Below are 22,769 nucleotides of genomic sequence, written 5' to 3' on the forward strand. Positions count from 1 at the left end.
CCGGGCCACGGGCACGGTGCGTGCCCGCGCTCAGTCGGCGTCGCTCCGGCCCAGGCGGTACCCGACACCGCGGACGGTCTCGATCAGCGTGGGTTGGCCGAGCTTCTTGCGCAGGGTCGCCATGTGCACGTCGAGGGTGCGGCCCACGCCCTGCCACGCCGTACCCCAGACGTCCATGATCAGGCGTTCCCGCGGCACGACCTGCCCGGGGGCCTGCGCGAGGCAGGCGAGCAGGGCGAACTCCTTGCGGGCGAGCGCGACCGGCCGCCCGTCCCGGGTCACCGTGTGCGCGGCGAGGTCGAGGTGCAGGTCCTCGACCTCGACCACCTGCCTGGGGCGGGGCCGTACCCGGCGGAACACGGCCTCGATGCGCGCGCCGAGCTCGGCGAGGGAGTACGGCTTGACGAGGTAGTCGTCGGCGCCGCAGCGCAGGCCCATCACCCGGTCGCGTTCCTCGCCGCGGGCCGTGACGGCGATGATCGGCACGTCCGAGCCCTCCCGGCGGAGCCGCCGGCAGATGTCCAGGCCGTCCCCGTCGGGCAGCCCCATGTCGAGCAGGATCAGGTCGACGGGCGGCGCCTCGAGCGCCTCGGCCGCGGTCACCGCGCGCAGCACCTCGTACCCCTGACGCTGCAGCGCCTTGCTGAGCGCGTTGCCCAGCCGGATGTCGTCCTCGACGACCAGCACACGTACGTTCCCCACGCCGGCCTCTCAATTTCGCGTACGTCGGGGCCTTGTCCACGTGCCCGAGCGCGGTCCACCGGGTACGGCGCAATTGTCCGCGATACGGATTCCCGCCGCGGTCAAGTCATACCCGGCCGTTTTCCGGCACGCTCGTGTGGTGCTCCGAGGGCTCTTTCACCTCCCGGATTGACTGATAGTTTTATTTCACGAACGTTACGCCCGGGGCAAGTGGTGAGTGGACGGATTTGTCGTTTTAGTCGCGATCCGTAAAGGCCGGTCGCGGTTCACCTGCCGGTCGAAGGCATGGGGAGCGGGGCGGCGCCATACCGGGCGTCTCCAGGCGGAGCGTGGCGGCGCGAGGTCGGTTCCATGCACTACCGGTCGGAAATGGTATGGCCCTTATCGGGCGTTGAGTCCCGCAGGTTCGCGGGATCCGCTGCCTCGCGTCGGCCCGCTTGGGTTAATGAAAGGCAATCGCCGGATTTCACGTTCACTTGTGACGATGGACGTGGGTGTGCGCGCCCCTCGCCGTGATCGGGAGGCCGGCGAATTCGCCCGGCAAACACGTATCCGGAGGGAAATGACGGCCGTCCGCCGTATCGCCGACGCTCCCCGGGCTCCTGCCGGTTCATGCCGAGGGCCACCCGGACCGGATGAAAGCGCCGAACTTGACACGCGGGCCCGGTTCGGGCACCAGACCCCGGGCAGGGCGGATCGGGCGCCCCGCGCGTGCCGTACCCCGGCGACCGGCGCCACCCGAGCCGACGGGGAGTCGGTACCGAGGACGAGGGGAATGTCACCCCGATGCCGTGCACGTTCGTCGAGCAGGCCGATCCTTGCCGGTGCGTCCGCCGACGCGCGAAAGGTGACGGAGGCGGACCCGGCGGAGGCGCGGGCCGGAGTACGGCGACGCCCAACAGTGCCCGCACACGAACGCCATGCGGGACCGGACGTGGCCCCGCGCGGAGCCGGACATTCACTGCGTGACGGGGACTCGGGCACGGTGTGCCCTGTCGGCCGCCCTGTCACCGGTCACGCGGTGAATCATCGGGCGGGGCCGTGTCCGCTGATTACACGACGCGCGCCCTGAGGGATTCGAACCCCCGACCATCGGATTAGAAGTCCGGTGCTCTATCCAGCTGAGCTAAGGGCGCTCCCGCTCAATTGTGCAGGATCCCGGGAACCGCTGTGCAACGGTTAATGCATCGGTAGGGTAAACGAGTAATATCGCGACGGCCTCGGGTCCGGACCCGGTCGTCGCGGGCGGAGGGACGCGGGGCGATCCGCTCCCCGCCACGCGTACGGCACGGCCGCCGCGGCCGGGTGCGACCGCACGGGACGAGCCTCGCCAGGCGCCGTCGGCCTTACGCCCGGTGAGCGGGAACATGAGCCGGAACGGGTGGGCGGCGTCCCGGTGGGTCCCGTGGGTGGCCGCCGGCATGAGTGCGGTCACCGGTGACCGCGCAACGTGTCACGCTCCGGCACCGGCCGCACCGGCCCGCGGCGCTCGCGCTTCCGTCAGGCGGCGAAACCGCCCCGGCGGAGGCGCTTGGAACGTTACCCTTTGGGGGCATGTCGCTGAGCATGACCCTGACCGAGGTCAGGCTGGGCGGGGGACCGTGCGGGGGATCCGTCACCGAGGGTGTCGTGCGGGTCGGCGACACCGTGCGGCGGCCGGCGCGGGCCTCGACACCCGCCGTCAACGCCCTGCTCGCGCATCTTGAGGCCGTGGGGTTCGACGGTGCCCCGCGCGTGCTCGGCGTCGACGAGCTGGGCCGCCAGGTGCTGACGTACATTCCCGGTGAGACCGCCTCCCGGCCGCTTCCGGCGTACGCGGTGAGCGACGAGACCCTGGTCGCGCTCGCCCGGCTGCTGCGCCGGTTTCACGACGCGGCCGCGGGCTTCGCCCCGCCGCCCGGGCTGGTCTGGGAGGAGGGGTCCGGCGACGACGGCGAGCCCGAGATCGTCGGGCACTGCGACGTCACGCCGGAGAACGTGGTGTTCCGCGACGGCCGGCCCGTCGCGCTGATCGACTTCGACCTGGCCCGGCCCACCACCCGGCTGTTCGACGTGGTCACCACGCTGCGGCACTGGGCCCCGCTCGCCGACCCCGTCGACGCGGACCCGCGCCAGCGCAACCTCGACGTGGGCCGGCGGCTGCGGCTGTTCTGCGACGCGTACGGCCTGCCGCCGCGGGACCGCCGCCGGGTCGTCGAGGTGGCGCGGCTGCGGTTCGGCCGCTCGTACGCGGCGATGCGCGCCCGGGCGATCCGGGAGGGCGGCGGCTGGGCCCGCATGTGGGCCTCCGGCGCGGGCGACCGCATCCGCCGGGCCGCCGCGTGGCTCGACGCCCACCAGGAGGAACTGGAGCGGCACCTGTTCTGACCGTCTCCCGGGCGCGCCTGGCATGGTGGGACGGCCGGGCTCGGACCCCAGCGGAGAGGAGGCGGCACGGCGCACCCGGCCGCCGTGCGACGACCGATGCTGCTCGCACCCCGCCGATCGGCACCCACCGCCCCGGTACGGCACGGCGGCCGCATGCGCGCGGCGACCGCGCTCGGCCTGCTCGCCGGGGCCGCCGCGGACGCCGTGTTCGCCGACCCGCGCCGCGGCCACCCGGTCGCCCTGTTCGGCCGGGCCGCGGCCGCGCTCGAGCGCCGCCTGTACGCGGACTCGAAGGCCCGCGGCGCGGCCCACGCCGCGCTGTGCGCCGGCGGCGCGGCCCTGCTCGGCGCGGCCGCGCAGGCGCTCACCCGGGACCGGCCGTGGGCCCGGGCCGCGGTGACCGCCGCCGCCACCTGGGCGGTGCTCGGCGGCACCAGCCTCGGCCGGGAGGGCGCCTACCTCGCCGCCGCCCTGGAGCGCAAGGACATCGCCGCGGCCCGGGCCCGCCTGCCCCACCTGTGCGGGCGCGACCCCGGTCGCCTCGACGAGCCCGAGCTCGCCCGCGCCACGGTCGAGTCGGTCGCGGAGAACACCTCCGACGCGGTGGTCGCCCCGCTGGTGTGGGGCGCGATCGCCGGGGTGCCCGGCCTGCTCGGCTACCGGGCGATCAACACGCTCGACGCCATGGTCGGCCACCGCTCGCCCCGGTACGCGAACTTCGGCTGGGCGGCGGCCCGGCTCGACGACGCGGCGAACCTGCTCCCGGCCCGGCTCACCGCCGCGCTCGCCGTGCTCGCCGCGCCCGTGGCCGGGGGCTCGCCGCGGCGGGCGCTCGCCGTACTGCGCCGGGACGGGCACCGGCACCCGAGCCCGAACGCGGGCCGGTGCGAGGCCGCGTTCGCCGGCGCGCTCGGTGTCCGGCTCGGCGGCGCCAACGACTACGGCGGCCGGATCGAGCACCGCCCCCACCTCGGCGACGGCGAGCGCCCGGGCGCCGCCGACATCCGCCGCGCGGTACGGCTCGCCCGCGTCGTCGGCCTCGCCGCGACCGCCCTCGCCGCGCTCGCCGCGGCGCGGCCCCGGCTCGCCCGCGCAACGAGGCCCGCCTGACCGCGCCGTGGCCGGTTCGCGGGGATGTGTCATGGTTGTCGCATGACGCGAGGGGCACTGCTGGTCGCCGGGACCACGTCGGACGCGGGCAAGAGCGTGGTCACCGCCGGGATCTGCCGCTGGCTGGCCCGCCGGGGCGTGAAGGTCGCGCCGTTCAAGGCGCAGAACATGTCGCTCAACTCGTACGTGACCCCGGACGGCGCGGAGATCGGCCGGGCCCAGGCGATGCAGGCGGCGGCGTGCGGCCTGGAACCCACCGCCGACATGAACCCGATCCTGCTCAAGCCGGGCGGCGACCGGCGCAGCCAGGTGGTCGTGCTCGGCGAGCCGATCGCCGACGTGGACGCCCTGGAGTACGGCGCGCACCGGGACCGGCTGCGCGAGATCGCGCTCGCCGCGCTGGAGCGGCTGCGCGCCGCCTACGACGTGGTGATCTGCGAGGGCGCGGGCAGCCCGGCAGAGATCAACCTGCGCGCGGGCGACATCGCGAACATGGGGCTCGCCCGCGCCGCCGGGCTGCCGGTGATCGTGGTCGGCGACATCGACCGGGGCGGGGTCTTCGCCTCCCTGTACGGCACGCTCGCCCTGCTGGAGCCCGCCGACCAGGCGCTCGTCGCCGGATTCGTGATCAACAAGTTCCGCGGCGCGCCCGAGCTGCTCGCCCCCGGCCTCGCCATGCTGCGCGGCCTCACCGGCCGCCCGGTGTACGGCGTGCTGCCCTGGCGCGACGGCCTGTGGCTCGACGCCGAGGACTCCCTCGCGCTCGCCGCCGACCCGCCCGCCGCGGGCGGGGGCGGCAACCGGGGCACGCTGCGGGTCGCCGTGGTGCGGCTGCCCCGGATCTCCAACTTCACCGACGCCGACGCGCTCGCCGCCGAGCCCGGGGTGCTCGTCCGGTTCGTCACCTCGCCGTGGGAGGCCGAGGACGCCGACCTGCTCGTGCTGCCGGGCACCCGGGCGACCGTGGCCGACCTTGACTGGCTGCGCCGTACCGGCCTCGCCGAGGCCGTCGCGGCCCGGGCGCGGGCGGGGCGGCCGGTGCTCGGCATCTGCGGCGGCTACCAGATGCTCGCCCGCACCATTCGCGATGAGGTCGAGTCGCGCGCCGGGCACGTGGACGGCCTCGGGCTGCTGCCCGCCACCGTGGAGTTCCGCCCGGCCAAGACGCTCGGCCGCCCGAGCGGCGAGGGCTACGGCCACCCGGTGGCCGGGTACGCGATCCACCACGGCGTGGTGACGCCCACCGGCGGCGAGCCGTTCCCGGGCGGCTGCCGGTCCGGCGCGGTGTGGGGCACCTCGTGGCACGGGCTGCTGGAGAACGACGGCTTCCGCCGGGCGTTCCTCGCCGACGTCGCCGCGGCGGCCGGGCGGGACTTCGCGCCCGCGCCGGACACCTCGTTCGCGGCGCTGCGCGAGCGCCGCCTCGATGCGCTCGGCGACCTCGTCGAGCACCACCTGGACACCGCGGCCCTGCTGCGGCTGCTGGAGAATGGGGTGGACGACGGGCTCCCGGTCCTGCCGCCCGGAGGGGTGTGACGAAGATGCGGATGCTGCTGACGGTCGCCTTCGTGCTCGCCGTGCTGGCCGCGGTCGGCTTCGGCGTTGCCTGGCTCACCAGCACGGTGCACGAGCGGCGCCGGGCGCGGGAGGAGGACCCCAAGGAGATCCTCAAACGCCGGTACGCCGCGGGCGAGATCGACGAGGACGAGTACCTGCGGCGGATGTCCGGCCTGTCGCAGGACTGGTGAGGCTTCAGTACTTCACCTCGAACCAGACCGCGCGTCCCGCGGGGTGGTCCGTCACGCCCCACGCACGGGCGAGCACGTCGACGAGGAACAGGCCGCGCCCGCCCTCGCCCTCCTCGTCCTCCGCGTCGCTCTCCACGTGGGGCATGCCCTCCGCCCCGGCGTCGATCACGGTGACGTGGACGACGCCGCGCCGGGCGGAGGCGACCACGGTCACCGTGCCCGAGTGGCGGGAGTCGGAGTGCCGTACCGCGTTGGTGACGAGTTCGGAGGCGAGCAGCAGCACGTCGTCGAGGGCCGGATGGTCCTCGCCGAGCCGTTCGCGCAGCCAGGCCCGGGCGCGGGGCACCGACGCCTCGATGGCCGGAAACTCGATCGAGCCGAGCAGACCGTCGGCGGCCATCAGGCATCACGCCCTATGGCCGGACGTCCCTTGACCGGTGCGCGCCCGGCGGGGCGTCGCACGGCGGGGGATCTCGTGGCAGGACATGGCACGGGCGCCCTCGATTCCCTCGGTGTGATGTGTCCCACTCACGGCTACGTGCGGACGAAACGGGAAGTTCGAGGGTATCGGGTCGTTCTCGGGCACCCACCACCGGGTTACCGGTCAGCGGAACGCTCTTTTTCGGACACCCGAAATTCGCCGCCGCGGCCGGGCCGCGCCACGGCCGGGCGGCTGCTCCGGCCGGTGCTCAGCGGCCCCGGCCGGAGCATGTGATCACGGGATGAGCAGGAGCTTTCCGGTGGTACGGCGGGCCTCGAGGTCGTCGTGCGCCTGCCGGGCCTCGGCGAGCGGGTAGCGGCGGAACACGTTCACCCGGATCCGGCCCTCGGCGAGCCAGCCGAACACCATCTCGGCCCGGGACAGCAGCTCCTCACGGGTGAGGATGTAGTGGTGCAGGCTCGGCCGGGTGAGGAAGAGCGAGCCGAGCGGGTTGAGCCGCTGCGGGTCGAACGGCGGCACCGGGCCGCTCGCCGCGCCGTACAGCGCGAGCACCCCCCGCGGCCGCAGCGAGGCGAGGCTGCCCTCGAACGTGGCGGCCCCCACCCCGTCGTACACCACGTGCACCCCGGCGCCGGTGATCTCCTTGACCGCCTCGGCGAAGCCGTCGTACCGCAGCACGTGGTCGGCCCCGGCCTCGCGGGCGATCTTCTCCTTCTCCGCGGTGGACACGGTGGTGATCACCCGGGCCCCGCGCAGCTTGGCGACCTGGATGAGCAGCTGGCCCATGCCGCCCGCACCCGCGTGCACGAGCACGTCGTCGCCCGGCCTGATCTCGTAGGTGGAGTGGGTGAGGTACTGCGCGGTGAGGCCCTGCAGCATCACCGAGGCCGCGGCCTCCGGGGAGATCGCGTCGGGGATGGGGATCAGCCGGTCGGCGCGGATCACCGCGCGCTCGGCGTAGCCGCCGGGGATGTTCACCCAGCCCATCTTGTCGCCGACGGACACGCCGGTCACGTCCGGGCCGACCGCGGCCACGGTGCCCGCCCCCTCCGAGCCGGGCGTGAACGGCAGCGGCAGCTGGTAGCGGCCCATGCGGTGGTAGACGTCGATGAAGTTGACCCCGCTCGCGGCGACGTCGATGAGGACCTCGCCCGGGCCCGGCACCGGGTCGGGGACCTCGGTGTACTCCAGCGCCGAGGAGTCACCGGGGGTGGACACGACGATGGCGCGCATGCTGTTGCCGCTCCTTCACCTCAGACTGCACAAAAACGTCAACGCGAACATGGTGCCCCGCCGCGGAGCGCGGCCACCCTCCGGCCCCGCGCCCGGATCCGGCCATGGTGATCCGGCCGGGGCGCGGGCCGAGGCCGCCCGCCGCCGGGGCGGCCTCGGGCACCGCGTGCGGCCTTCCGCAGGTCAGCGGCCTCCGGTACGGCCGGCCGCGGCCGTGGCCGGCGCGCCGGTGGCCCCTGTGCCGCCGGCCTCGGTGCGCGGCGCGACCAGCACGGGCCGGTCGACGAGCCGCACCGAGGCCCGGGTGCCGGGCACGAACCTGGCCACGTCGTGGCCGGGCACGTCGGACAGCACCTCCACGCCGTCGTCGAGCCGCAGGCGCAGCCGTACCGACGCGCCCCGGAACGAGGAGTCCGCGATCAGCGCCGGGCCGTCCGCGTCCGGGGTGACGAGCACCGCCTCCGGCCGTACGAGCACGTCCACCTCGGGCGAGTCCGGGACCGGCCCGTCGACCGGGAGCGTCTGGCCGATCACCGTGACCGTGGGCCGGTCGCCCGCCGTGGAGACCACGCCGGGCAGGCGGTTCATGGTGCCGACGAACTCGGCGACGAACGCGGTCGCGGGCCGCGAGTACAGCTCGGCCGGGGCGGCGCACTGCTCGATGCGCCCGGCGCGCATCACCGCGACCCGGTCGGCGATCGACAGCGCCTCCTCCTGGTCGTGCGTGACGAAGATCGTCGTGATGTTGAGGGAGAGCTGCAGCCTGCGGATCTCCTCGCGGAGCTGCACGCGCACCTTGGCGTCGAGCGCCGACAGCGGCTCGTCGAGCAGCAGCACCCGGGGCTCGAGCGCGAGCGCCCGGGCGAGCGCGACCCGCTGCTGCTGGCCGCCGGAGAGCTGGTGCGGGTAGCGGTCGCCGTGCTCGGGCAGCCCGACGAGCGCGAGCAGCTCCTCGGCGCGGGCCCGGCGTCTGGCCGCGGGCACCTTGCGCACCCGCAGCCCGAACGCCACGTTGTCGCGCGCGTTGAGGTTGGGGAACAGGCTGTAGGACTGGAACACCATGCCCGCGTCGCGCCGGTTCGCGGGCACCCGGGTGATGTCCTCGCCGTCGATCAGCACCGCCCCGGCGTCGGGCTGCTCGAAGCCCGCGAGGACGCGCAGCGCCGTCGTCTTGCCGCACCCGGACGGGCCGAGCAGGGCGACCAGCTCGCCCGGCTCGATGACGAGGTCGAGATCGTCGAGGGCGACGGTGTCGCCGAAGACACGGCGCAGCCCCTTGAACTCGACACGGGCCCCGGTCGTCATGACGCACTCCTTTTCCTGACCCCCGCGCTCGACACCGCGAGCAGCAGGGCCCACGTGAGCAGCAGGCTGAACACCGACACCGCGACCGACACCTGGGCCTGCGACCCGGAGATCATCACGATCCACACCGGGAACGGCACGTAGCCCAGCAGCCGCGCCACCGTGTACTCGCCGAGCACGAGCGCGAGGGTGAGGAACGACGCGCCCGCCAGCCCGGAGCGGATGTTCGGCACGATCACCGAGAGCATCACCCGCGGCCAGGACGCGCCGCAGTTGCGTGCCGCCTCCACCAGGGTGCGCACGTCGATCGCGGTGAGCGCGGAGTCGAGCGACCGGTAGGCGAACGGCAGCGCGAGCACCACGTACGCGAGCACGAGGATCAGCGGGAACCGCTGGTCCTGGATGGTGATGATCGTCTGGTAGAAGGGCGTGGGCGCGAGCACGTCCTGCGCCCACGGCAGCAGCGACGAGATCCCGGCGGTGAACGAGATCGGCGGCACCACCATCGGCAGCGTGCACAGCACCTCGAGCACCGGCTTCAGCCGCGGCGCGGCGAGCCGTACCGCGAGCATCGCGGGCAGCAGCAACAGCAGCACGAGCACGATCGTGGCGGCGGCGAGCCCGAGCGAGAGCGACAGGCTGGAGACGAACCCCTCCACGGTGAAGATCCGCGTGTAGGCGTCGAGGGTGAACCCGACGTTCGGGATGTTCACCGTGAAGACGAACGCCGTCGCCATCGGCACGAGGAAGTACAGCGCTGCGATCAGCAGCACGACGCCACGCCAGACCCGTACGGTACGCGGGCGCGCCGGCCCGCCCGGATGCTTGGCGGGCGTGGTGTCGGTGAGGACGGCCGGGGCCGGGGTCAACGTAGCCATCGGGCACTCCTCCGTTGCATCGGGAGGTAGACGGCCATGACCAGACCGGCCACCAGGATCATGTCGAGGCTGAGCGCGAGCGCCACGTTCTGGTGGCCGACGAGCACCTGGCCGGACAGCGCGTCCCCGATCATCAGGGTCACCAGCGGCACCGTGGCGCCCACCATCGCCGCCGCGGTGGCGTACGCGGCGAACGCCCCGCCGAACAGCAGCACCACGCCGCCGAGCAGCGACGGGGCGAGCACCGGGATGCCGACGTGCCGCCAGAACTGCCACGGGGTGGCGCCGCAGTTCAGCGCGGCCTCGCGCCACTGCGGCCGCAGCCCGTCGAGCGCGGGCGTCATCACCAGCACCATGAGCGGCACGGAGAAGTACAGGTAGACCAGGGCGAGGCCCCAGAAGTTGTACAGGCTCCAGCCGAACCGGTCGAGGCCGAACGTGGTGGTGACGACGCCGGCGTTGCCGAGCGTGGCGATCCACAGGAACGCGAGCGGCACGCCGCCGAAGTTCGCGAGCACCCCGGAGGCGGTGAGCACGCTCTCCCGCAGCCACCGGGAGCGCGAGGTCACCACCGCCTGCGCGAGGAGCGTCCCGAGCACGGCCCCGGCGATCGCGACCACCGCCGACAGCCGGACGCTGCCGAGCAGCGCGGTGAGGTAGCCGCCCTGCAGCGACCGCTCCATGTTGTCGAGGCTCGGCCTGCCGTCGACGGTGAACGCGCCGATGACGATCATGACCGCGGGGCCGCCGAACACGACGGCGTAGAAGACCAGCAGCGGAAGCGCGGCGAGCCAGCCCGCCGACCGGACGCGGGCGAGCAGCCCGCGCCCGGTGCCGGCGGACCGGCCGCCGGTCGATGCGCCCGTCATCCGCTGACGGCCGCGGACCAGCCGGAGGCGACGACCTCCTGCGCCTTCTTGACCTGCTCCTCGGTCGGGAAGCTCGGGGTCCCCTCGACCTTGGGCAGCTTCTCAAGCAGCTGCGGGTCCACGGTCTTGTCGGCCTCCATCGCGGGCAGCAGCGCCGGCCGCGCGAACCCCTTCAGGTAGAGGTTCTGGCCCTCGGGGCTGAACAGGAACTCCATCCACAGCCGGGCCGCGGCCGGGTGCGGGGCGTCCTTGTTGATCGCCTGCGCGTAGTAGGAGGCGTACTTGCCGTCCTCCGGGATCACGACCTGCCAGTCGAGGCCCTTGGACTTGAAGTCCTCGGCGTACTTGGCGTTGACGTAGTCCCAGTCGATGCTGATCGGCGTCTCGCCCTTCTCCACGGTCGCCGTGGTGGTCTCGACCGGGTTGAAGTTGCCGACCTCCTTCAGCTTCTTGAAGAAGTCGAGGCCGGGCTGGATGTCGTCGAACGAGCCGCCGTTGGCGAGCGCGGCGGCGAACACGCCGGCGAACGCCGAGCCGGCCTTGGTCGGGTTGCCGTTGAGCGCGACCTTGCCCTTGTACTCGGGCTTGAGCAGGTCGGCGAAGGTCTTCGGGCAGGTGCCGACGGCCTTGGCGTCGCAGCCGATCGAGATGTAGCCGCCGTAGTCGTTGTACCAGAGGCCGTTCGGGTCCTTCATGGTGTCGGGGAGCTTGTCCCAGGAGGCCACCTTGTAGGGGGCGAACAGGCCCTCGGCCGCGCCGCTGAGCGCGAAGGTCTGACCGAGGTCGAGCACGTCGGGCGCCCGGTCCTGGCCCTTCCGCGACTTGACCGCCGCGATCTCGTCGGAGCTCGACCCGTCCGGGTTCTCCTCGTTGATCTGGATGCCGTACTTGGCCTTGAAGGTGCTGATGATCTCGCCGTAGTTGGCCCAGTCGTGCGGGAGCGCGATGACGTTGAGCTGGCCCTCCTTCTTCGCCTCGGCGATGAGGGCGTCCATGCCGCCGAGGTCGGCGGCGGAGGTGGCGGTGGCGGCCTTGGACGCGCCGGCACCCCCCGCCTGCTCGGTGGGGGCGGAGCCGCAGGCCGCGGTGAACGAGACGGCCACGGTCAGGGCAGCGGCCAGCCCAGCAAAACGGGTTTTCCTGGAGAAACGAGACGAAAGCACGCAGAACTCCAAACCCTCAATTTACGCAGAAGAGGCACCGGTGCGCCGAACGTAAGCGAATGCGTGAAGCCATGCCAGATCAAGTACGTCGCACAACGGTTGCGGTTCTGTGAACGGCCGACGAGCACCTCGGGGCATCCGGGGGAAACGTCCCGCGATGGGGGTGTGCCGGGCGATGTCGACCTGCGGCCGGGGGCGGGACGTCCGGTGCGCGCCGGGAGGGCCATCGGCCCGCGTCGCCGGAGCCTCATAACCAGATTACGCGTAGTCGTCAAGTGACTCTGCGGTGGGGTATGCGTCACGGCCCGGCGTGGCGCGACTTGCGTTCATGCTGCTTGGAACATATGTTCGAAGTACCGCCGACGCCCGTCTTCCCCCGGGTGGCTTCGTACCGACGGCCACAGGGAGACGAACCGCCTTGAGCAGACTCTACGGTGACCCCATCGAGGTGTGGACCCGCGACGGCAGCCCCGTCCGCTTCGTCTGGCGCGACCGCCTCTACACCGTCCGGCAGGTGCTCGAACACTGGGTGGTGGCCCGCGAGTGGTGGAAGACCTCGGACACCGACCCCGGTGAGCGCAGGTTCTGGCGGGTAGAGGCAAGTCCCGGCGGCACGACCGGAACCTACGAGCTGCGTTACGACACCTCCGGCGACCGCTGGCTGCTGCTGAGGGCGTGGGACTGATGGTCACGACACCGGACATCGCCGCACCGGACGCCTCCGCGTTCGCCGAGGCGCTGCCGGGCCCGTTCCCGCACCTGCACGTCGCCTCGGCCTACTCGCTGCGGTACGGCACCGCGTTCCCGGCCGACCTGGTGCGCCGGGCCGCCGAGCACGGCGCCGACATGCTCGCGCTCACCGACCGCGACGGCCTCTACGGCGCGATCAAGCACGTCGCGGCGTGCCACGAGGCCGGCATCGGCCCGATCGCCGGCGCCGACCTCGCCCTGGCCGGCGGCGGCGACCGGGAGGACCGCGTGGTCGTGCTCGCCCGGAGCGAGGGCTGGCCGCAGTTGTGCCGCCTGGTCACGGCCGCGCACCACTTCGGCGAGCGCGGTGAGCCGCGGGTGACCCCGGAGCTGGTCGGCGAGCACGCGCCGGGCCTGTTCGTGCTGCTCGGCCCGGGCTCCGACGTCGGCCGGGCGGTCGCCCTCCGCCGCGACCAGGAGGCCCGCGCGCTGCTCGACCGGTGGCGCGCCGCCGCGGGCGACGCGGTGGTGGTCGAGCTGGTGGACCGGTACGGCCCGCGCGAGGCGAGCAACGCCACCCGCATGCTCGCCCTCGCCGAGGCGGCCGGCGTGCCCGCCGTGCTCACCAACGCGGTGCGTTTCCTCGACCCGGCCGACCACCGGATCGGCCACGTGCTCGACTCGGCCCGCCACCTGCTCCCGCTGCACTCGCGGCACCTGGAACGGTCCACGTCGCACGCGTACCTGAAGACCGGCGCCGAGATGGCCCTGGTCGCCCGCCGCATCTGCGGCGGCGACGCCGAGCGCATGGCACGGCTGTTCGCCGTCACCCGCCGGATCGCCCGCCGCTGCGTGCTCGACCCGGTGGAGATCCTCGCGCTGCGCGCCGACCCGCCCCGGCTGCACCTGCCCGAGGTCGGCGGTGACCCGGTCGGGCTGCTGCGCCGCCGCTGCGCGGACGGCCTGCGGGAACGCGGCCTGGAACGGTCCAAACAGGCGCGGCGCAGGCTCGCCGAGGAGCTCGACGTGATCGAGCGCAAGGGCCTGTCGGGCTACTTCGTCGCGGTCGCCGGCATCACCGACATGATCCGCGGCATGGGCGTGCGCTGCGCGATCCGCGGCTCCGGCGCGGGCAGCCTCGTCACCTACCTGCTGCGCATCGGCGAGGTGAACCCGCTCGAGCACGGCCTGCTCATGGAGCGCTTCCTCGCCGAGAGCCGGGTCGGCCTGCCCGACATCGACATCGACGTGGAGTCGGCCCGCCGCCTCGACTGCTACCGGGCGATCCGCGACCGGTACGGCGAGGCCCGCGTGGCCTGCGTGTCGATGATGGAGACCTACCGGGCGCGCAGCGCGATCCGCGATGTGGGCATGGCGCTCGGCCTGCCCCCGCACGAGGTCGACGTGATCGCCAAGGCGTTCCCGCACGTCCGGGCCCGGCAGATCCGCGCCGCCCTGTCCGACCTGCCGGAGCTGCGGCAGAGCGGGCTGAACGACCGCCTGCTGGAGACCGCGTTCCGCCTCGCCGAGCGGCTCGACGGCCTGCCCCGGCACATCGCCCTGCACCCGTGCGGCGTGCTCGTCGGCAACGCGGGCCTGCGCGACCGCACCCCGGTCGAGCGCAGCCTGCTCGGCTTCCCGATGAGCCAGTTCGACAAGGACGACGTGGAGGAGGCCGGGCTGCTCAAGCTCGACGTGCTCGGCGTGCGCATGCAGTCCGCGCTGGCGTACGCGGTGGCCGAGATCGAGCGGGTGGACGGCGAGCGCGTCGACCTCGACGCGATCCCGCACGACGACGCGGCCACCTACGAGATGATCCGCGAGGCCCGCACGATCGGCTGCTTCCAGATCGAGTCGCCCGGGCAGCGCGAGCTCGTCGCCAAGCTGGAGCCGCGCACCCTGCACGACCTGATCGTGGACATCTCGCTGTTCCGCCCCGGCCCGGTCAACTCCGACATGGTCACGCCGTACCTGGAGACCCGGCACGGCTGGCGGCCGCCCCGCTACCCGCACCCGAGCCTGCGCCCGGTGCTCGAGGAGACCGGCGGCGTCGTGGTCTTCCACGAGCAGGTCCTGAGGATCATCGACGTCATGACGGGCAAGGGCCTGTCCGAGGCCGAGCGGGTACGGCGCGGCCTGTCCGACCCGGAGAGCCGGGCGCGCATGCGCGAGTGGTTCTTCGCCAACCTCCGCCCGGAGTACACCCGGGAGGAGGCCGAGGAGGCCTGGCGGGTGCTCGACGCGTTCGGCGCGTTCGGGTTCTGCAAGGCGCACGCGGCGGCGTTCGCGCTCCCCACCTACCAGTCGGCCTGGCTGAAGCGGCACCACACCGCGGCGTTCCTCGCCGGGGTGCTCACCCACGAGCCGGGCATGTACCCGCCCCGGGTGATCCTCGACGAGGCCCGCCGCTGCGGGGTGGCGGTGCTGCCGCTCGACGTCAACCGCTCCGACCGCACCTGGCGGGTCGAGCGGGTGCCCCCCGCGGCCGGGTACGGCGCGGCGCCGCCGGTCGGCCGGCCGCCGCTGTCCCGCCCCGGGTACGGCCTGCGCGTGCCGCTGTCCGCGGTGAAGGGGATCAGCGAGGCCGAGATCGACCGCATCCTCGCCGGCCGGCCGTACACCTCGCTCGCCGACTTCTGGGAGCGGGCCCGCCCGTCCCGGCCGGTCGCCGAGCGCATCGTCGAGGTGGGCGGGTTCGACGCGCTGCACGGCCTGCGCCCCGGCGGGCCCCGCTGGCGGCCCGGACACCTCACCCGGCGGGACCTGATCGCCCAGGTGGGGGCGCTGGAGCGGGCCTCGTCGGGGGTGGCGGAGAGCCAGCTCGCGATGGGCTTCACCGAGCGGGTGCCGCCCGGCGAGCTGCCGGAGATGACCGAGGCCGAGGTGGTCGAGGCCGAGCTGGAGATCCTCGGCCTCGACGTGAGCCGCCACGTGATCGCCTTCTACGACGAGCTGCTCGACGCGCTCGGCGTGACCCGGGCCCGCGACCTGCTGCGCTGCCGCAACGGCGCGGAGATCCTGGTGGCGGGGGTGAAGGTGGCCACCCAGACGCCCGCGGTCCGGTCCGGGCAGCGGGTCATCTTCACCACCCTGGAGGACTCCACCGGGCCGGTCGACCTGACGTTCTTCGAGTCGGTGCAGGGCCGCTGCGCGGCCACCGTGTTCGGCTCCTGGCTGCTCGCGGCGCGCGGGGTGGTGCGGCGCACCGGCGCCCGGGCGGTGTCGGTGCGCGCGATCGACTGCTGGAACCTCGTCGACCTCGACCAGGCCCGGCGCGAGGGCGGCATGGACGCGGTGCGGGCGCTCATGCGCGCCTCCCGCCCGGCCGGGTCCGCCGGGGTCGGCGGCACCTCGATCGCGTACCCCAACGGCTACCGGCTCTCCCCGTACGCCGACGTCGGCCCCGCGCCCGGCCCGACCCGGCCGCCGCGCCGCATGTGGCACGCCAGCGGGGGCAGCTCCGGCCCCACGGTCCGGCCGGGAGGCGTGAGGTGATCGTCACTCCGGAGATTCCCGAATCGTTACCTCTGACGGGGACCTATCAGATGTAATGCCACTAGCAGGGAACATGACCGAAAACGGGATGGGGGCGGTGTGACGGGCCACCCGACGGGCCGCGCATGCGGCGGCTCCAGGCGAGGGCATGCCGGCGCCGGAGGGCGGCGGGCGCTGCGGCGAGGCGCCTCGGCAGTGCTCGTCACGCTGCTCGTCACGCTCGTCGCGCTGCTCGCGGCCTGCTCGCCCGACGAGGGCCCGGAACGGGAGCGCACCGCGGCCACGCCCGGCGCGACCCCGCCCGCCACCACCCCGGAGACCGCGGACAGGCTGCTGCGCCGCTACCTGGCGGCCATGCGCGAGCCCTCGTCCGAGACGCTCGCGAAGCTGGAGGGCGGCGCCGCCCGGGCGGTGCACGACGCCGAGCTCCGGTTCACCGAGGCGTCGGTCCCGCAGCTCGCCGCCGAGTTCGCCATCCCCCGGCTCACCGGGTACCCGAAGTGGTTCGCGGCCGGGGCGGTACGGCCCGGCATGACCGGCGAGGTGGCGCTGTTCGTGAAGAGCCGGAAGGGCGCGGCCTGGCGGGTCCACCACCTCGCCTATCTCAGCCGGCCGATGCCCGAGCTCGCCCGGGACGCCGAGGGGTACGTCACCGCGGCCGAGCCCGGCGACCTGGCCGAGCGCCAGGCGAAGACGTTCACCCGCGAGCTGGGGACGTCCGCCGCCGCCGAGGCCGACGCGGAGGACGCGGACACGGCGGGCGGGGGCGACCCCGAGACCGCGCTGCGGGCCACGCTGCGGCAGCACGCGCGGCTGTTCAGCGGCTACGCGTGGACCGTCCGGCACCAGGCCGCATCCCAGGGCCGCTCCTACGCGCTGCGCACCGCGGACGGCGGCTCGGTGGTGTGGTACGTGCTCGCCTACTCGTTCACCGCGACCAACAGCGGCGGCCGGTTCGAGATCACCCTCGCCGACGAGGCGTCGCGCCTGCTCAACGACTCCACGGTGCGCCGGGCGTTCACCTGGGATGCCCGCTACCAGAGCGTCGCGCACGCCCAGGCCGACGGCACCGCGCGGGTGCTCGGCATCGCCCTGCCCGGCTGGACCGCCATGCGCGGCGACTGACCTTCGTTCCGGGGCCTCTCTCGAAAAGCGGGTGACCGGGGCGGCCTCAGCCGCCGGCCACCGGGCCGCCGTTGCCCGGCACCGTGCTCGGCGGCGCGACCGGCGCGGCGAGCGGGGCGGCCGCGATCCGGGCGACCGGGCGCCGCCGCGGGGCGACGCCGGCCCGGGTGACCTCGCGGACCGTGGCCGCGCAGAGCGCCGCGGCGAGCGCGGTCACCGTGACCGCGGCCGGGCCGAGGCCGGTGAGCCCGTCGTCGCCCGCGACCAGCGAGATCGTCACCGTGGCGAGGGCGGCGAGCCAGCTCAGCCACCAGGCGACGAGCAGCACGGGCCGGTGCCGCCGACCGGCCGGGGGATCGGCCTCCCGCCAGGCGGCGTGCAGCGCGAACGGCGGCGCGACCAGGTTGACGATCGGGATCAGCCAGGCCCGCAGCGCGCTCCGGCGCATCTGGCCCAGCCAGCGCAGGTAGGTCACGGCCGCCGCGGCCCAGGCGACCGCGACGGCGAGCACCAGCAGCGCGAAGGCCGTCAGCTCACCGGTGATCTCCTCGGCGCCGGGCGCCCGCGGGTCGCCGTCGATCGCCGCGATCCGGGCGGCGAGCGGCCCGCCCCGCGTCTCCTCGAAGATCACCAGCGCGGCCATCGCGAGCACGAGCACGGCGAGGGCCACATACACGCGCACCGCGTACCGGCCCGCGGAGGACCAGGTGGCGCGGCGGCCGGGGAGCCAGGCGGCCAGCCGGGCGGAGAGCCCGGTGAACGACCCCGAGGCGAACCCAGTGGAGGACCCATTGGACGACAGGGTGGCGCGCAAGGATCTCCTCCCCCCGGCATGCGCTGATGGGTCGGTGCGCGGCGATCGGGTGCGCCGCTGCCAGACATGTATCCCACGCGCCGCGCCGCTAATCCCCCGACACGCCGGGCGTTCCGCCGGGCCGTACCGCTCGTTCCGGGCAGGTCAGGACACGATACCCGACTCCCAGGCCCACGCGGCGATCTCGACCCGGTTCCGCGCGCCGAGCTTCGCCTGGATGCTGCCGAGGTGCGTCTTGACCGTGGAGAGCGAGACGAACAGCTCGGCGGCGACCTCCTGGTTGGTACGGCCGCGCGCGACCAGCCGCACCACGTCGAGCTCCCGTTCGGTGAGCGGCTCGCGCGGCCGCCGGGCCTGCGGCGTGGGCCGGGCGAGGTGCTTGAGCAGCCGCACGGTCACCGAGGGGGAGACGAGCGAGTCGCCGACCGCGGCCGCGCGCACCGCCTCGATCAGCAGCGTCGGCCCGCTGTCCTTGAGCAGGAAGCCGCACGCGCCCGCGCGCAGCGCGCCGTACACGTACTCGTCCAGGTCGAAGGTGGTGACGATCACGACCCGCATCGGGTCGGGCACGCCGGGCCCGGCGAGCAGCCGGGTGGCCTCGAGCCCGTCGAGCCGGGGCATCCGGATGTCGAGCAGGCACACGTCCGGCCGCAGCCTGCGGGCCTGCTCCACCGCCTCCACCCCGTCGGCAACGGCGGCGACGACCTCGATGTCCGGCTGGGCGTCGAGGATCATCTGAAAGCCCGTCCGTACCAGCTGCTGATCGTCCGCGATGAGCACCTTCACGCGATGAATTCTGCCATTGACAAAGCATGACGAAGCGGCGGAAACGGGTTTGGCGCGCCTTGCGGAATGTCACAATCACGGCCGATACCCGGGTTTCGGTCACGGCCAGAGAGGGCGATGAACGCGAGTCCGCCGCTTCCCACTCCCGAAGGCGTGCAGACCGCCGAACAACTGCTGGAACGGCTCGCCGAGCTCCGCGCCTGGGCGGGGCAACCGTCGCTGCGCACCCTGCGCCGCCTCGCCGGTACCACCACCTCGCCGTCCGGCGACGTCGTCGACGCGCTGCCGGCCAGCACGACGTCGTACGTTCTCAACGGGCGCGGCCTGCCGCGCCCGCCGCGCCTGGAGTTCGTCGAGGCGTTCGTCACGGCCTGCCTGCTCGCCTGCGATCACCCGAAGCAGGAGATCCCGGCCATCGTGGAGCGCTGGCGCGCCTGCTGGCGTGCCCTCGCCCTGGCGCAGGAGGGCGCGGCGACCTCGGAAGGGGCCGTGCCACGGGCGGCGCCCGCCCCGGCCTCGCCGGGCATGACGGCTTCCGGCACGGCCGTGCCCGCGCCGCTCGGCGCGTCCGGGCCAGGGCCGGCGCCGGACGTGGCGCCGACGATCCCCGCGTCCACGCCCGCCGCGGCCGTGACCTTCGCGGAGGGCCCGCCGCGACCGGGACACGTCGCCCCGGGCGTGGTGCCGTCCGCGGCTCCCGGGCCGCCGGTCCTCGCGCCTCCGGACGACGCGGAACCGGCCGCGCGGCCGCAGACACCCCCCGGGCACGGGCGGCGGACGCGGTGGCGGGGCGACCGGCGGGTACCGCTGACGGCCGCCGTCGGCCTGGCGGTGGCCGCGGCCCTCGTCGGCGTGGCGGGCACGCTCCTGGTGGTGGGGAACGGCGAGCAACCGGCCGGGCCGTCCCCCGGACTCGAGGTGGCCGCGTCCCCGGGACTCGACCCGGCAGGCCCCGCCGGACCGATGCGCGTGGTCAAGCGGGGCGTCGTCACGGGCATGCGGGACGTGGAGGGGTTCGACGCCGACCGCGGCATGGTCCTGCGGCAGAACAGCCGGGGCATCGACGTGAGCGGCTGGAGCTCGGGCAACCACCTGGTGGCCAAGTCGCAGGCGGTGGTCATGCCGCTGCGCGAGACGGGCGCCGAGGACCACCGCCGCTGCACGCGGCGGCCCGCCGCGGCCAAGACCCAGCAGATCAAGGGCCTGCACGCGTGGCCCCCGGGCCACGCCATCTGCATCTGGACCGCCGAGGGCAACCTCGCCCTGCTCACCCTGGAACGCACCCCCTCACCGGCCGACCCGGTGCTCGCGTTCCGCTACGTGGTGTGGCGGCCGGGCGACTGAGAAACGGCGCCGGGCCGCCCGGTCCGGGCGGCCCGGCGGTCTCACGCGACCTGCGGCGGGTACCGGTGAGGGCGTCAGGCGTCGCAGAAGTCCCGCCAGGCGGCCTTGCCGGCCGGGTCGCGCAGGCGGTAGTCGTCGCCGCTCTTCGTCCTCCAGTCGTGGTCGAAGTAGGCGACGTACAGCGCGCCCTTCTGGGTGAGGTACCGGGTGAGATCGCGCAGCCACTGGGCGCGGCCGGTGCCGTCGTCGCCCTTGATGACGGTGCTGCCGGTCTCCGCGACCGCGAACGCCAGGCCCTGGCGGCCGATCTCCGCGACGATCCCGTCGAACAGCTGGGCGGGCGGGGTGTACTTCGGCTGCTTCGCGTTGCGGCCCTGGTTGTACACGTCGACCGCCACCACGTCGACGTACGACCTGCCGGGCAGGTAGTCCGTCCAGGTACGGCCCGAGCGCGCGTTGAACGACCAGCCCATCAGCGTGAGGGTCGCCTTGAGCCGCGGGTTGCCCACCTCGTCGGCGATCTTCGCGATGTGCTCGAAGGCGGCCCGGAACTGCGCCGCGGTGAACTCGCCCTTCTCAATGTTGTCCTCGGGCTCGTGGTGGTACGTCCAGTAGGTCACCCGGTCCCGGGGCGCGTCGGCGAACCACTGGCGCAGCTTGGCGTCGTACGCCTTCTGCAGCACCTGGGACGGGTTCATCTTGAACGACACGTGCACCGGCCTGCCGCCCACGTCGAGCATGCGGGCCCAGGGCTTGGGCTCGCCCGGGTTGAAGAGCCGGATGAGCTCGAGGCCGCCGTAGTAGCCGTCGACGCGGGCGAGCGCCTCGCGCATCGTCTCGCCCTCGGACTCGGTGGCGAACGACGCGCCGCACAGCGTTCCCGCCGCCGTTTCCCCCGACGTCCCTCCGGAGGCGCCCGCCGACCCGCCCGTGGCGCCGGTGCCGCCCGTCCCGTCGCCGGGGTCCGCGTACTCCACGGTCAGGCGCGGGCCGCGGTCACCGGCCTCGGTGGAGTGGAAGACGGCAGGGCGCCCGCCCGTGCTGCGCACGGCGAACGCGTACGTGCCCGGGCCGGTGACCGACGCGGTCACGTCGAACGCCACGACGCCCGAGGCGCTCTGGGCGACCGGCTTCCCGGCGAGCCCGCCGAGCGACGGCCGGTCGGCGTAGGTGGTGGACTCGCTCCACGACCCGGACACCCGCCGCACCTCCAGCCCGCCCGGCTTCGCCGAGCCCCGCGTGCGCAGCTCCAGCACCACACGCCTGGGCGTGCGGCCGCCCGCGTCCGGAACGGTGAACCGCAACAGGATCTCGCTGTACCGGTCGGCGCGGCGGGCGGCGACCAGGCTGGTCGCCTCGCCGTAGGCCCGGCCGGGCCGCTCGCGCACCACGTAGGTGTCCGCGTCGGCGCGTACCAGGGTGGGCGCGAGGGCCGCCGAGGAGAGGGACGCCGCGCCCTTGCCGGTGCCCGCGGCCATGGCCGCGGGTCCCGTCGCCAGCGCGGTGGCCAGGGTGAGTCCGATCGCCGCCAGATGCCGGCCTCCGGATGGCCGCCGGCCTGATCCGGCCACGAACGATATGCGCATCGGTGGTGCTCCTCGACATGAGGCGGATACGACAGAGCCCACCTCACGCCATTCCGATCTTCGTTTTCGCGTTCGCACCGGAATTGGACGATATTGGCCGCCCTTGGAGGCGCTCGGACAATTTCGATGTTCCGCTCGGGCGTTTTGTGAGGTCTAGGCCGGTGTCCAACGGGAGCACCGCGCATTGAACACCGCGCGACATCTCGCGCCCGGCCGAAACCCGCTCCCCGGCAACCGTCCCGGCACGCCGGGGCGCACCGGGACGCAGCGGACGGTACGGCGGGCGTCCGGTACGGCCCGCCGCCACGCCGCCGGCCACCGGGACGAGCCGGTCAGCTCACGTTCTCGTCGGGATCGTCGAGCGGGCAGGCCCCGTGCGGCGCGGTGCTCGACGGGGAGTCGCCGAACAGCTCGGGGTAGGCGTGCACGAGGTGGTCGGCGACCGCCCGGCCCGCCTCCGCCGCGTCGCCCGCCTTGATCGCCTCGAAGATGCGGCGGTGGTCGCGCCGCAGGATCGTGGTGTCGCCGAGCCGTACGATCGCGTCCACCGCGTACCGGCGGACCGAGTCGCGCAGCGCCTGCATCACCGCGACGAGCAGGCGGTTGCCGGAGGCCTGGACGATCGCCAGGTGGAAGGCGGTGTCGTCCTCCACGAACTCCTCGGGCGGCAGGCCGGGGCGGTCCATGCGCTCCAGCGCCCGCTCCATCGCCGCCAGCTCGGCGGCGTGCCGGTCGACGTGCCGGGCCGCGTGCTCGGCCGACCAGCGCTCCACCATGAGGCGGGTGTCGATGATGTCGCGCATGGTCAGGCTCGACAGCCGCAGGTGGAGGCGGAGCAGGTCGGTGAGCGCGTCGCCGGGGCGCGCGGTGAGCACCGCGCCCGCGTCCGGGCCGCGCCCCACGGCCGAGGAGACCACGCCCAGCGCATCCAGCACCCGCAGCGCCTCCCGCACCGAGGCACGGCTCACCTGGAGCTGCTCGGCGAGCCGGCGTTCCCCGGGCAGCCGGTCGCCGGGCGCGAGACCGTCGGCCTCGATGCGCTCCTCGATCTGGGCGAGCACCTCCTCGAAGGTGCGGGTGCGCCGGACCGGTCGCCACCCGTCCTCGCTCAC

The 22,769-nt window shown here is 74.1% G+C and carries 19 protein-coding genes and 1 tRNA gene; 8 read left to right on the plus strand and 12 right to left on the minus strand.

Annotated elements, in window-relative coordinates; genetic code table 11:
* Window positions 1–30 precede the first annotated feature (30 nt).
* Both FHX40_RS05205 and FHX40_RS05210 read right to left on the minus strand, forming a co-directional pair.
* Window positions 31–702, minus strand: a complete 672-nt coding sequence (locus tag FHX40_RS05205; RefSeq protein ID WP_142258558.1) for a response regulator transcription factor — start codon at window positions 700–702, stop codon at window positions 31–33.
* Window positions 703–1,764: 1,062 nt separating this feature from the next.
* A tRNA-Arg gene (locus FHX40_RS05210) sits at window positions 1,765–1,838 on the minus strand.
* A 418-nt stretch (window positions 1,839–2,256) separates the two neighbouring features.
* Here FHX40_RS05210 and FHX40_RS05215 point away from each other — a divergent pair.
* The 4 genes from FHX40_RS05215 (at window position 2,257) to FHX40_RS05230 (ending at window position 5,927) form a co-directional block, all read left to right on the plus strand.
* Entirely contained in the window at window positions 2,257–3,069 is an 813-nt protein-coding gene (locus FHX40_RS05215) for a phosphotransferase enzyme family protein (protein WP_229789089.1), read from the plus strand.
* A 96-nt stretch (window positions 3,070–3,165) separates the two neighbouring features.
* On the plus strand, window positions 3,166–4,179 hold the full coding sequence (locus FHX40_RS05220; protein WP_425329284.1) for a cobalamin biosynthesis protein: 1,014 nt from the start codon (window positions 3,166–3,168) through the stop codon (window positions 4,177–4,179).
* A 42-nt stretch (window positions 4,180–4,221) separates the two neighbouring features.
* Window positions 4,222–5,715 (plus strand): cobyric acid synthase, encoded by a 1,494-nt coding sequence (locus tag FHX40_RS05225; protein WP_142258559.1) that lies wholly within the window; start codon window positions 4,222–4,224, stop codon window positions 5,713–5,715.
* 5 nt (window positions 5,716–5,720) lie between these two features.
* Complete coding sequence (locus FHX40_RS05230) at window positions 5,721–5,927, plus strand: SHOCT domain-containing protein (RefSeq protein ID WP_142258560.1); 207 nt, start codon at window positions 5,721–5,723, stop codon at window positions 5,925–5,927.
* A 4-nt stretch (window positions 5,928–5,931) separates the two neighbouring features.
* Here FHX40_RS05230 and FHX40_RS05235 read toward each other — a convergent pair whose 3' ends face one another.
* The 6 genes from FHX40_RS05235 to FHX40_RS05260 form a co-directional block, all read right to left on the minus strand.
* The gene (locus FHX40_RS05235; protein ID WP_142258561.1) at window positions 5,932–6,327 is read right to left on the minus strand and encodes an ATP-binding protein; all 396 of its coding nucleotides are present in this window, start codon (window positions 6,325–6,327) and stop codon (window positions 5,932–5,934) included.
* A gap of 315 nt (window positions 6,328–6,642) precedes the next feature.
* Window positions 6,643–7,602 carry a quinone oxidoreductase family protein gene (locus tag FHX40_RS05240; protein ID WP_142258562.1) on the minus strand — a complete coding sequence of 320 codons (960 nt, stop codon included), beginning with the start codon at window positions 7,600–7,602 and terminating at the stop codon, window positions 6,643–6,645.
* 183 nt (window positions 7,603–7,785) lie between these two features.
* Window positions 7,786–8,907, minus strand: coding sequence for an ABC transporter ATP-binding protein (locus FHX40_RS05245; RefSeq protein ID WP_142258563.1), 1,122 nt, complete (start codon window positions 8,905–8,907; stop codon window positions 7,786–7,788).
* A complete protein-coding gene (locus FHX40_RS05250; RefSeq protein WP_142258564.1) occupies window positions 8,904–9,785 on the minus strand; it encodes an ABC transporter permease in 882 nt (293 codons plus the stop codon). Before FHX40_RS05250 ends, FHX40_RS05245 begins: the two co-directional genes overlap by 4 nt.
* Window positions 9,773–10,654 carry an ABC transporter permease gene (locus FHX40_RS05255; protein ID WP_142258565.1) on the minus strand — a complete coding sequence of 294 codons (882 nt, stop codon included), beginning with the start codon at window positions 10,652–10,654 and terminating at the stop codon, window positions 9,773–9,775. The genes FHX40_RS05250 and FHX40_RS05255 overlap by 13 nt, the downstream gene beginning before the upstream one ends.
* Window positions 10,651–11,757 (minus strand): ABC transporter substrate-binding protein, encoded by a 1,107-nt coding sequence (locus FHX40_RS05260; RefSeq protein ID WP_229789090.1) that lies wholly within the window; start codon window positions 11,755–11,757, stop codon window positions 10,651–10,653. The genes FHX40_RS05255 and FHX40_RS05260 overlap by 4 nt, the downstream gene beginning before the upstream one ends.
* Before the next feature lie 478 nt (window positions 11,758–12,235).
* Between FHX40_RS05260 and FHX40_RS05270 the strand changes: the two genes are divergently transcribed.
* The 3 genes from FHX40_RS05270 to FHX40_RS05280 all read left to right on the plus strand — a co-directional run bounded on the left by FHX40_RS05270 (window position 12,236) and on the right by FHX40_RS05280 (window position 17,127).
* Window positions 12,236–12,502, plus strand: coding sequence for a DUF6504 family protein (locus tag FHX40_RS05270; RefSeq protein WP_142258568.1), 267 nt, complete (start codon window positions 12,236–12,238; stop codon window positions 12,500–12,502).
* Complete coding sequence (locus FHX40_RS05275) at window positions 12,502–16,002, plus strand: DNA polymerase III subunit alpha (protein ID WP_142258569.1); 3,501 nt, start codon at window positions 12,502–12,504, stop codon at window positions 16,000–16,002. The genes FHX40_RS05270 and FHX40_RS05275 overlap by 1 nt, the downstream gene beginning before the upstream one ends.
* A 195-nt stretch (window positions 16,003–16,197) precedes the next feature.
* Entirely contained in the window at window positions 16,198–17,127 is a 930-nt protein-coding gene (locus FHX40_RS05280; RefSeq protein WP_142258570.1) for a DUF8094 domain-containing protein, read from the plus strand.
* Window positions 17,128–17,173: 46 nt separating this feature from the next.
* Here FHX40_RS05280 and FHX40_RS05285 read toward each other — a convergent pair whose 3' ends face one another.
* Window positions 17,174–17,941, minus strand: a complete 768-nt coding sequence (locus tag FHX40_RS05285) for a DUF4328 domain-containing protein (protein ID WP_142258571.1) — start codon at window positions 17,939–17,941, stop codon at window positions 17,174–17,176.
* 144 nt (window positions 17,942–18,085) lie between these two features.
* Window positions 18,086–18,721 carry a response regulator gene (locus FHX40_RS05290; RefSeq protein ID WP_373286907.1) on the minus strand — a complete coding sequence of 212 codons (636 nt, stop codon included), beginning with the start codon at window positions 18,719–18,721 and terminating at the stop codon, window positions 18,086–18,088.
* A 123-nt stretch (window positions 18,722–18,844) separates the two neighbouring features.
* Here FHX40_RS05290 and FHX40_RS26015 point away from each other — a divergent pair, with 123 nt between their 5' ends.
* On the plus strand, window positions 18,845–20,071 hold the full coding sequence (locus FHX40_RS26015) for a hypothetical protein (RefSeq protein WP_142258573.1): 1,227 nt from the start codon (window positions 18,845–18,847) through the stop codon (window positions 20,069–20,071).
* 74 nt (window positions 20,072–20,145) lie between these two features.
* Here FHX40_RS26015 and FHX40_RS05300 read toward each other — a convergent pair whose 3' ends face one another.
* Window positions 20,146–21,657, minus strand: coding sequence for a CBM96 family carbohydrate-binding protein (locus FHX40_RS05300; protein ID WP_142258574.1), 1,512 nt, complete (start codon window positions 21,655–21,657; stop codon window positions 20,146–20,148).
* 332 nt (window positions 21,658–21,989) lie between these two features.
* Complete coding sequence (locus FHX40_RS05305; protein WP_229789091.1) at window positions 21,990–22,769, minus strand: FadR/GntR family transcriptional regulator; 780 nt, start codon at window positions 22,767–22,769, stop codon at window positions 21,990–21,992.

Source organism: Thermopolyspora flexuosa (assembly GCF_006716785.1).
Lineage (GTDB): Bacteria > Actinomycetota > Actinomycetes > Streptosporangiales > Streptosporangiaceae > Thermopolyspora > Thermopolyspora flexuosa.

Coding starts and splice junctions, on each gene's coding strand:
- FHX40_RS26015 (WP_142258573.1), top strand. CDS start 18,845: ATGAACGCGAGTCCGCCGCTTCCCACTCCCGAAGGCGTGCAGACCGCC.
- FHX40_RS05275 (WP_142258569.1), top strand. CDS start 12,502: ATGGTCACGACACCGGACATCGCCGCACCGGACGCCTCCGCGTTCGCC.
- FHX40_RS05300 (WP_142258574.1), bottom strand. CDS start 21,657: ATGCGCATATCGTTCGTGGCCGGATCAGGCCGGCGGCCATCCGGAGGC.
- FHX40_RS05255 (WP_142258565.1), bottom strand. CDS start 10,654: ATGACGGGCGCATCGACCGGCGGCCGGTCCGCCGGCACCGGGCGCGGG.
- FHX40_RS05220 (WP_425329284.1), top strand. CDS start 3,166: ATGCTGCTCGCACCCCGCCGATCGGCACCCACCGCCCCGGTACGGCAC.
- FHX40_RS05250 (WP_142258564.1), bottom strand. CDS start 9,785: ATGGCTACGTTGACCCCGGCCCCGGCCGTCCTCACCGACACCACGCCC.
- FHX40_RS05215 (WP_229789089.1), top strand. CDS start 2,257: ATGTCGCTGAGCATGACCCTGACCGAGGTCAGGCTGGGCGGGGGACCG.
- FHX40_RS05235 (WP_142258561.1), bottom strand. CDS start 6,327: ATGGCCGCCGACGGTCTGCTCGGCTCGATCGAGTTTCCGGCCATCGAG.
- FHX40_RS05230 (WP_142258560.1), top strand. CDS start 5,721: ATGCGGATGCTGCTGACGGTCGCCTTCGTGCTCGCCGTGCTGGCCGCG.
- FHX40_RS05225 (WP_142258559.1), top strand. CDS start 4,222: ATGACGCGAGGGGCACTGCTGGTCGCCGGGACCACGTCGGACGCGGGC.
- FHX40_RS05245 (WP_142258563.1), bottom strand. CDS start 8,907: ATGACGACCGGGGCCCGTGTCGAGTTCAAGGGGCTGCGCCGTGTCTTC.
- FHX40_RS05240 (WP_142258562.1), bottom strand. CDS start 7,602: ATGCGCGCCATCGTCGTGTCCACCCCCGGTGACTCCTCGGCGCTGGAG.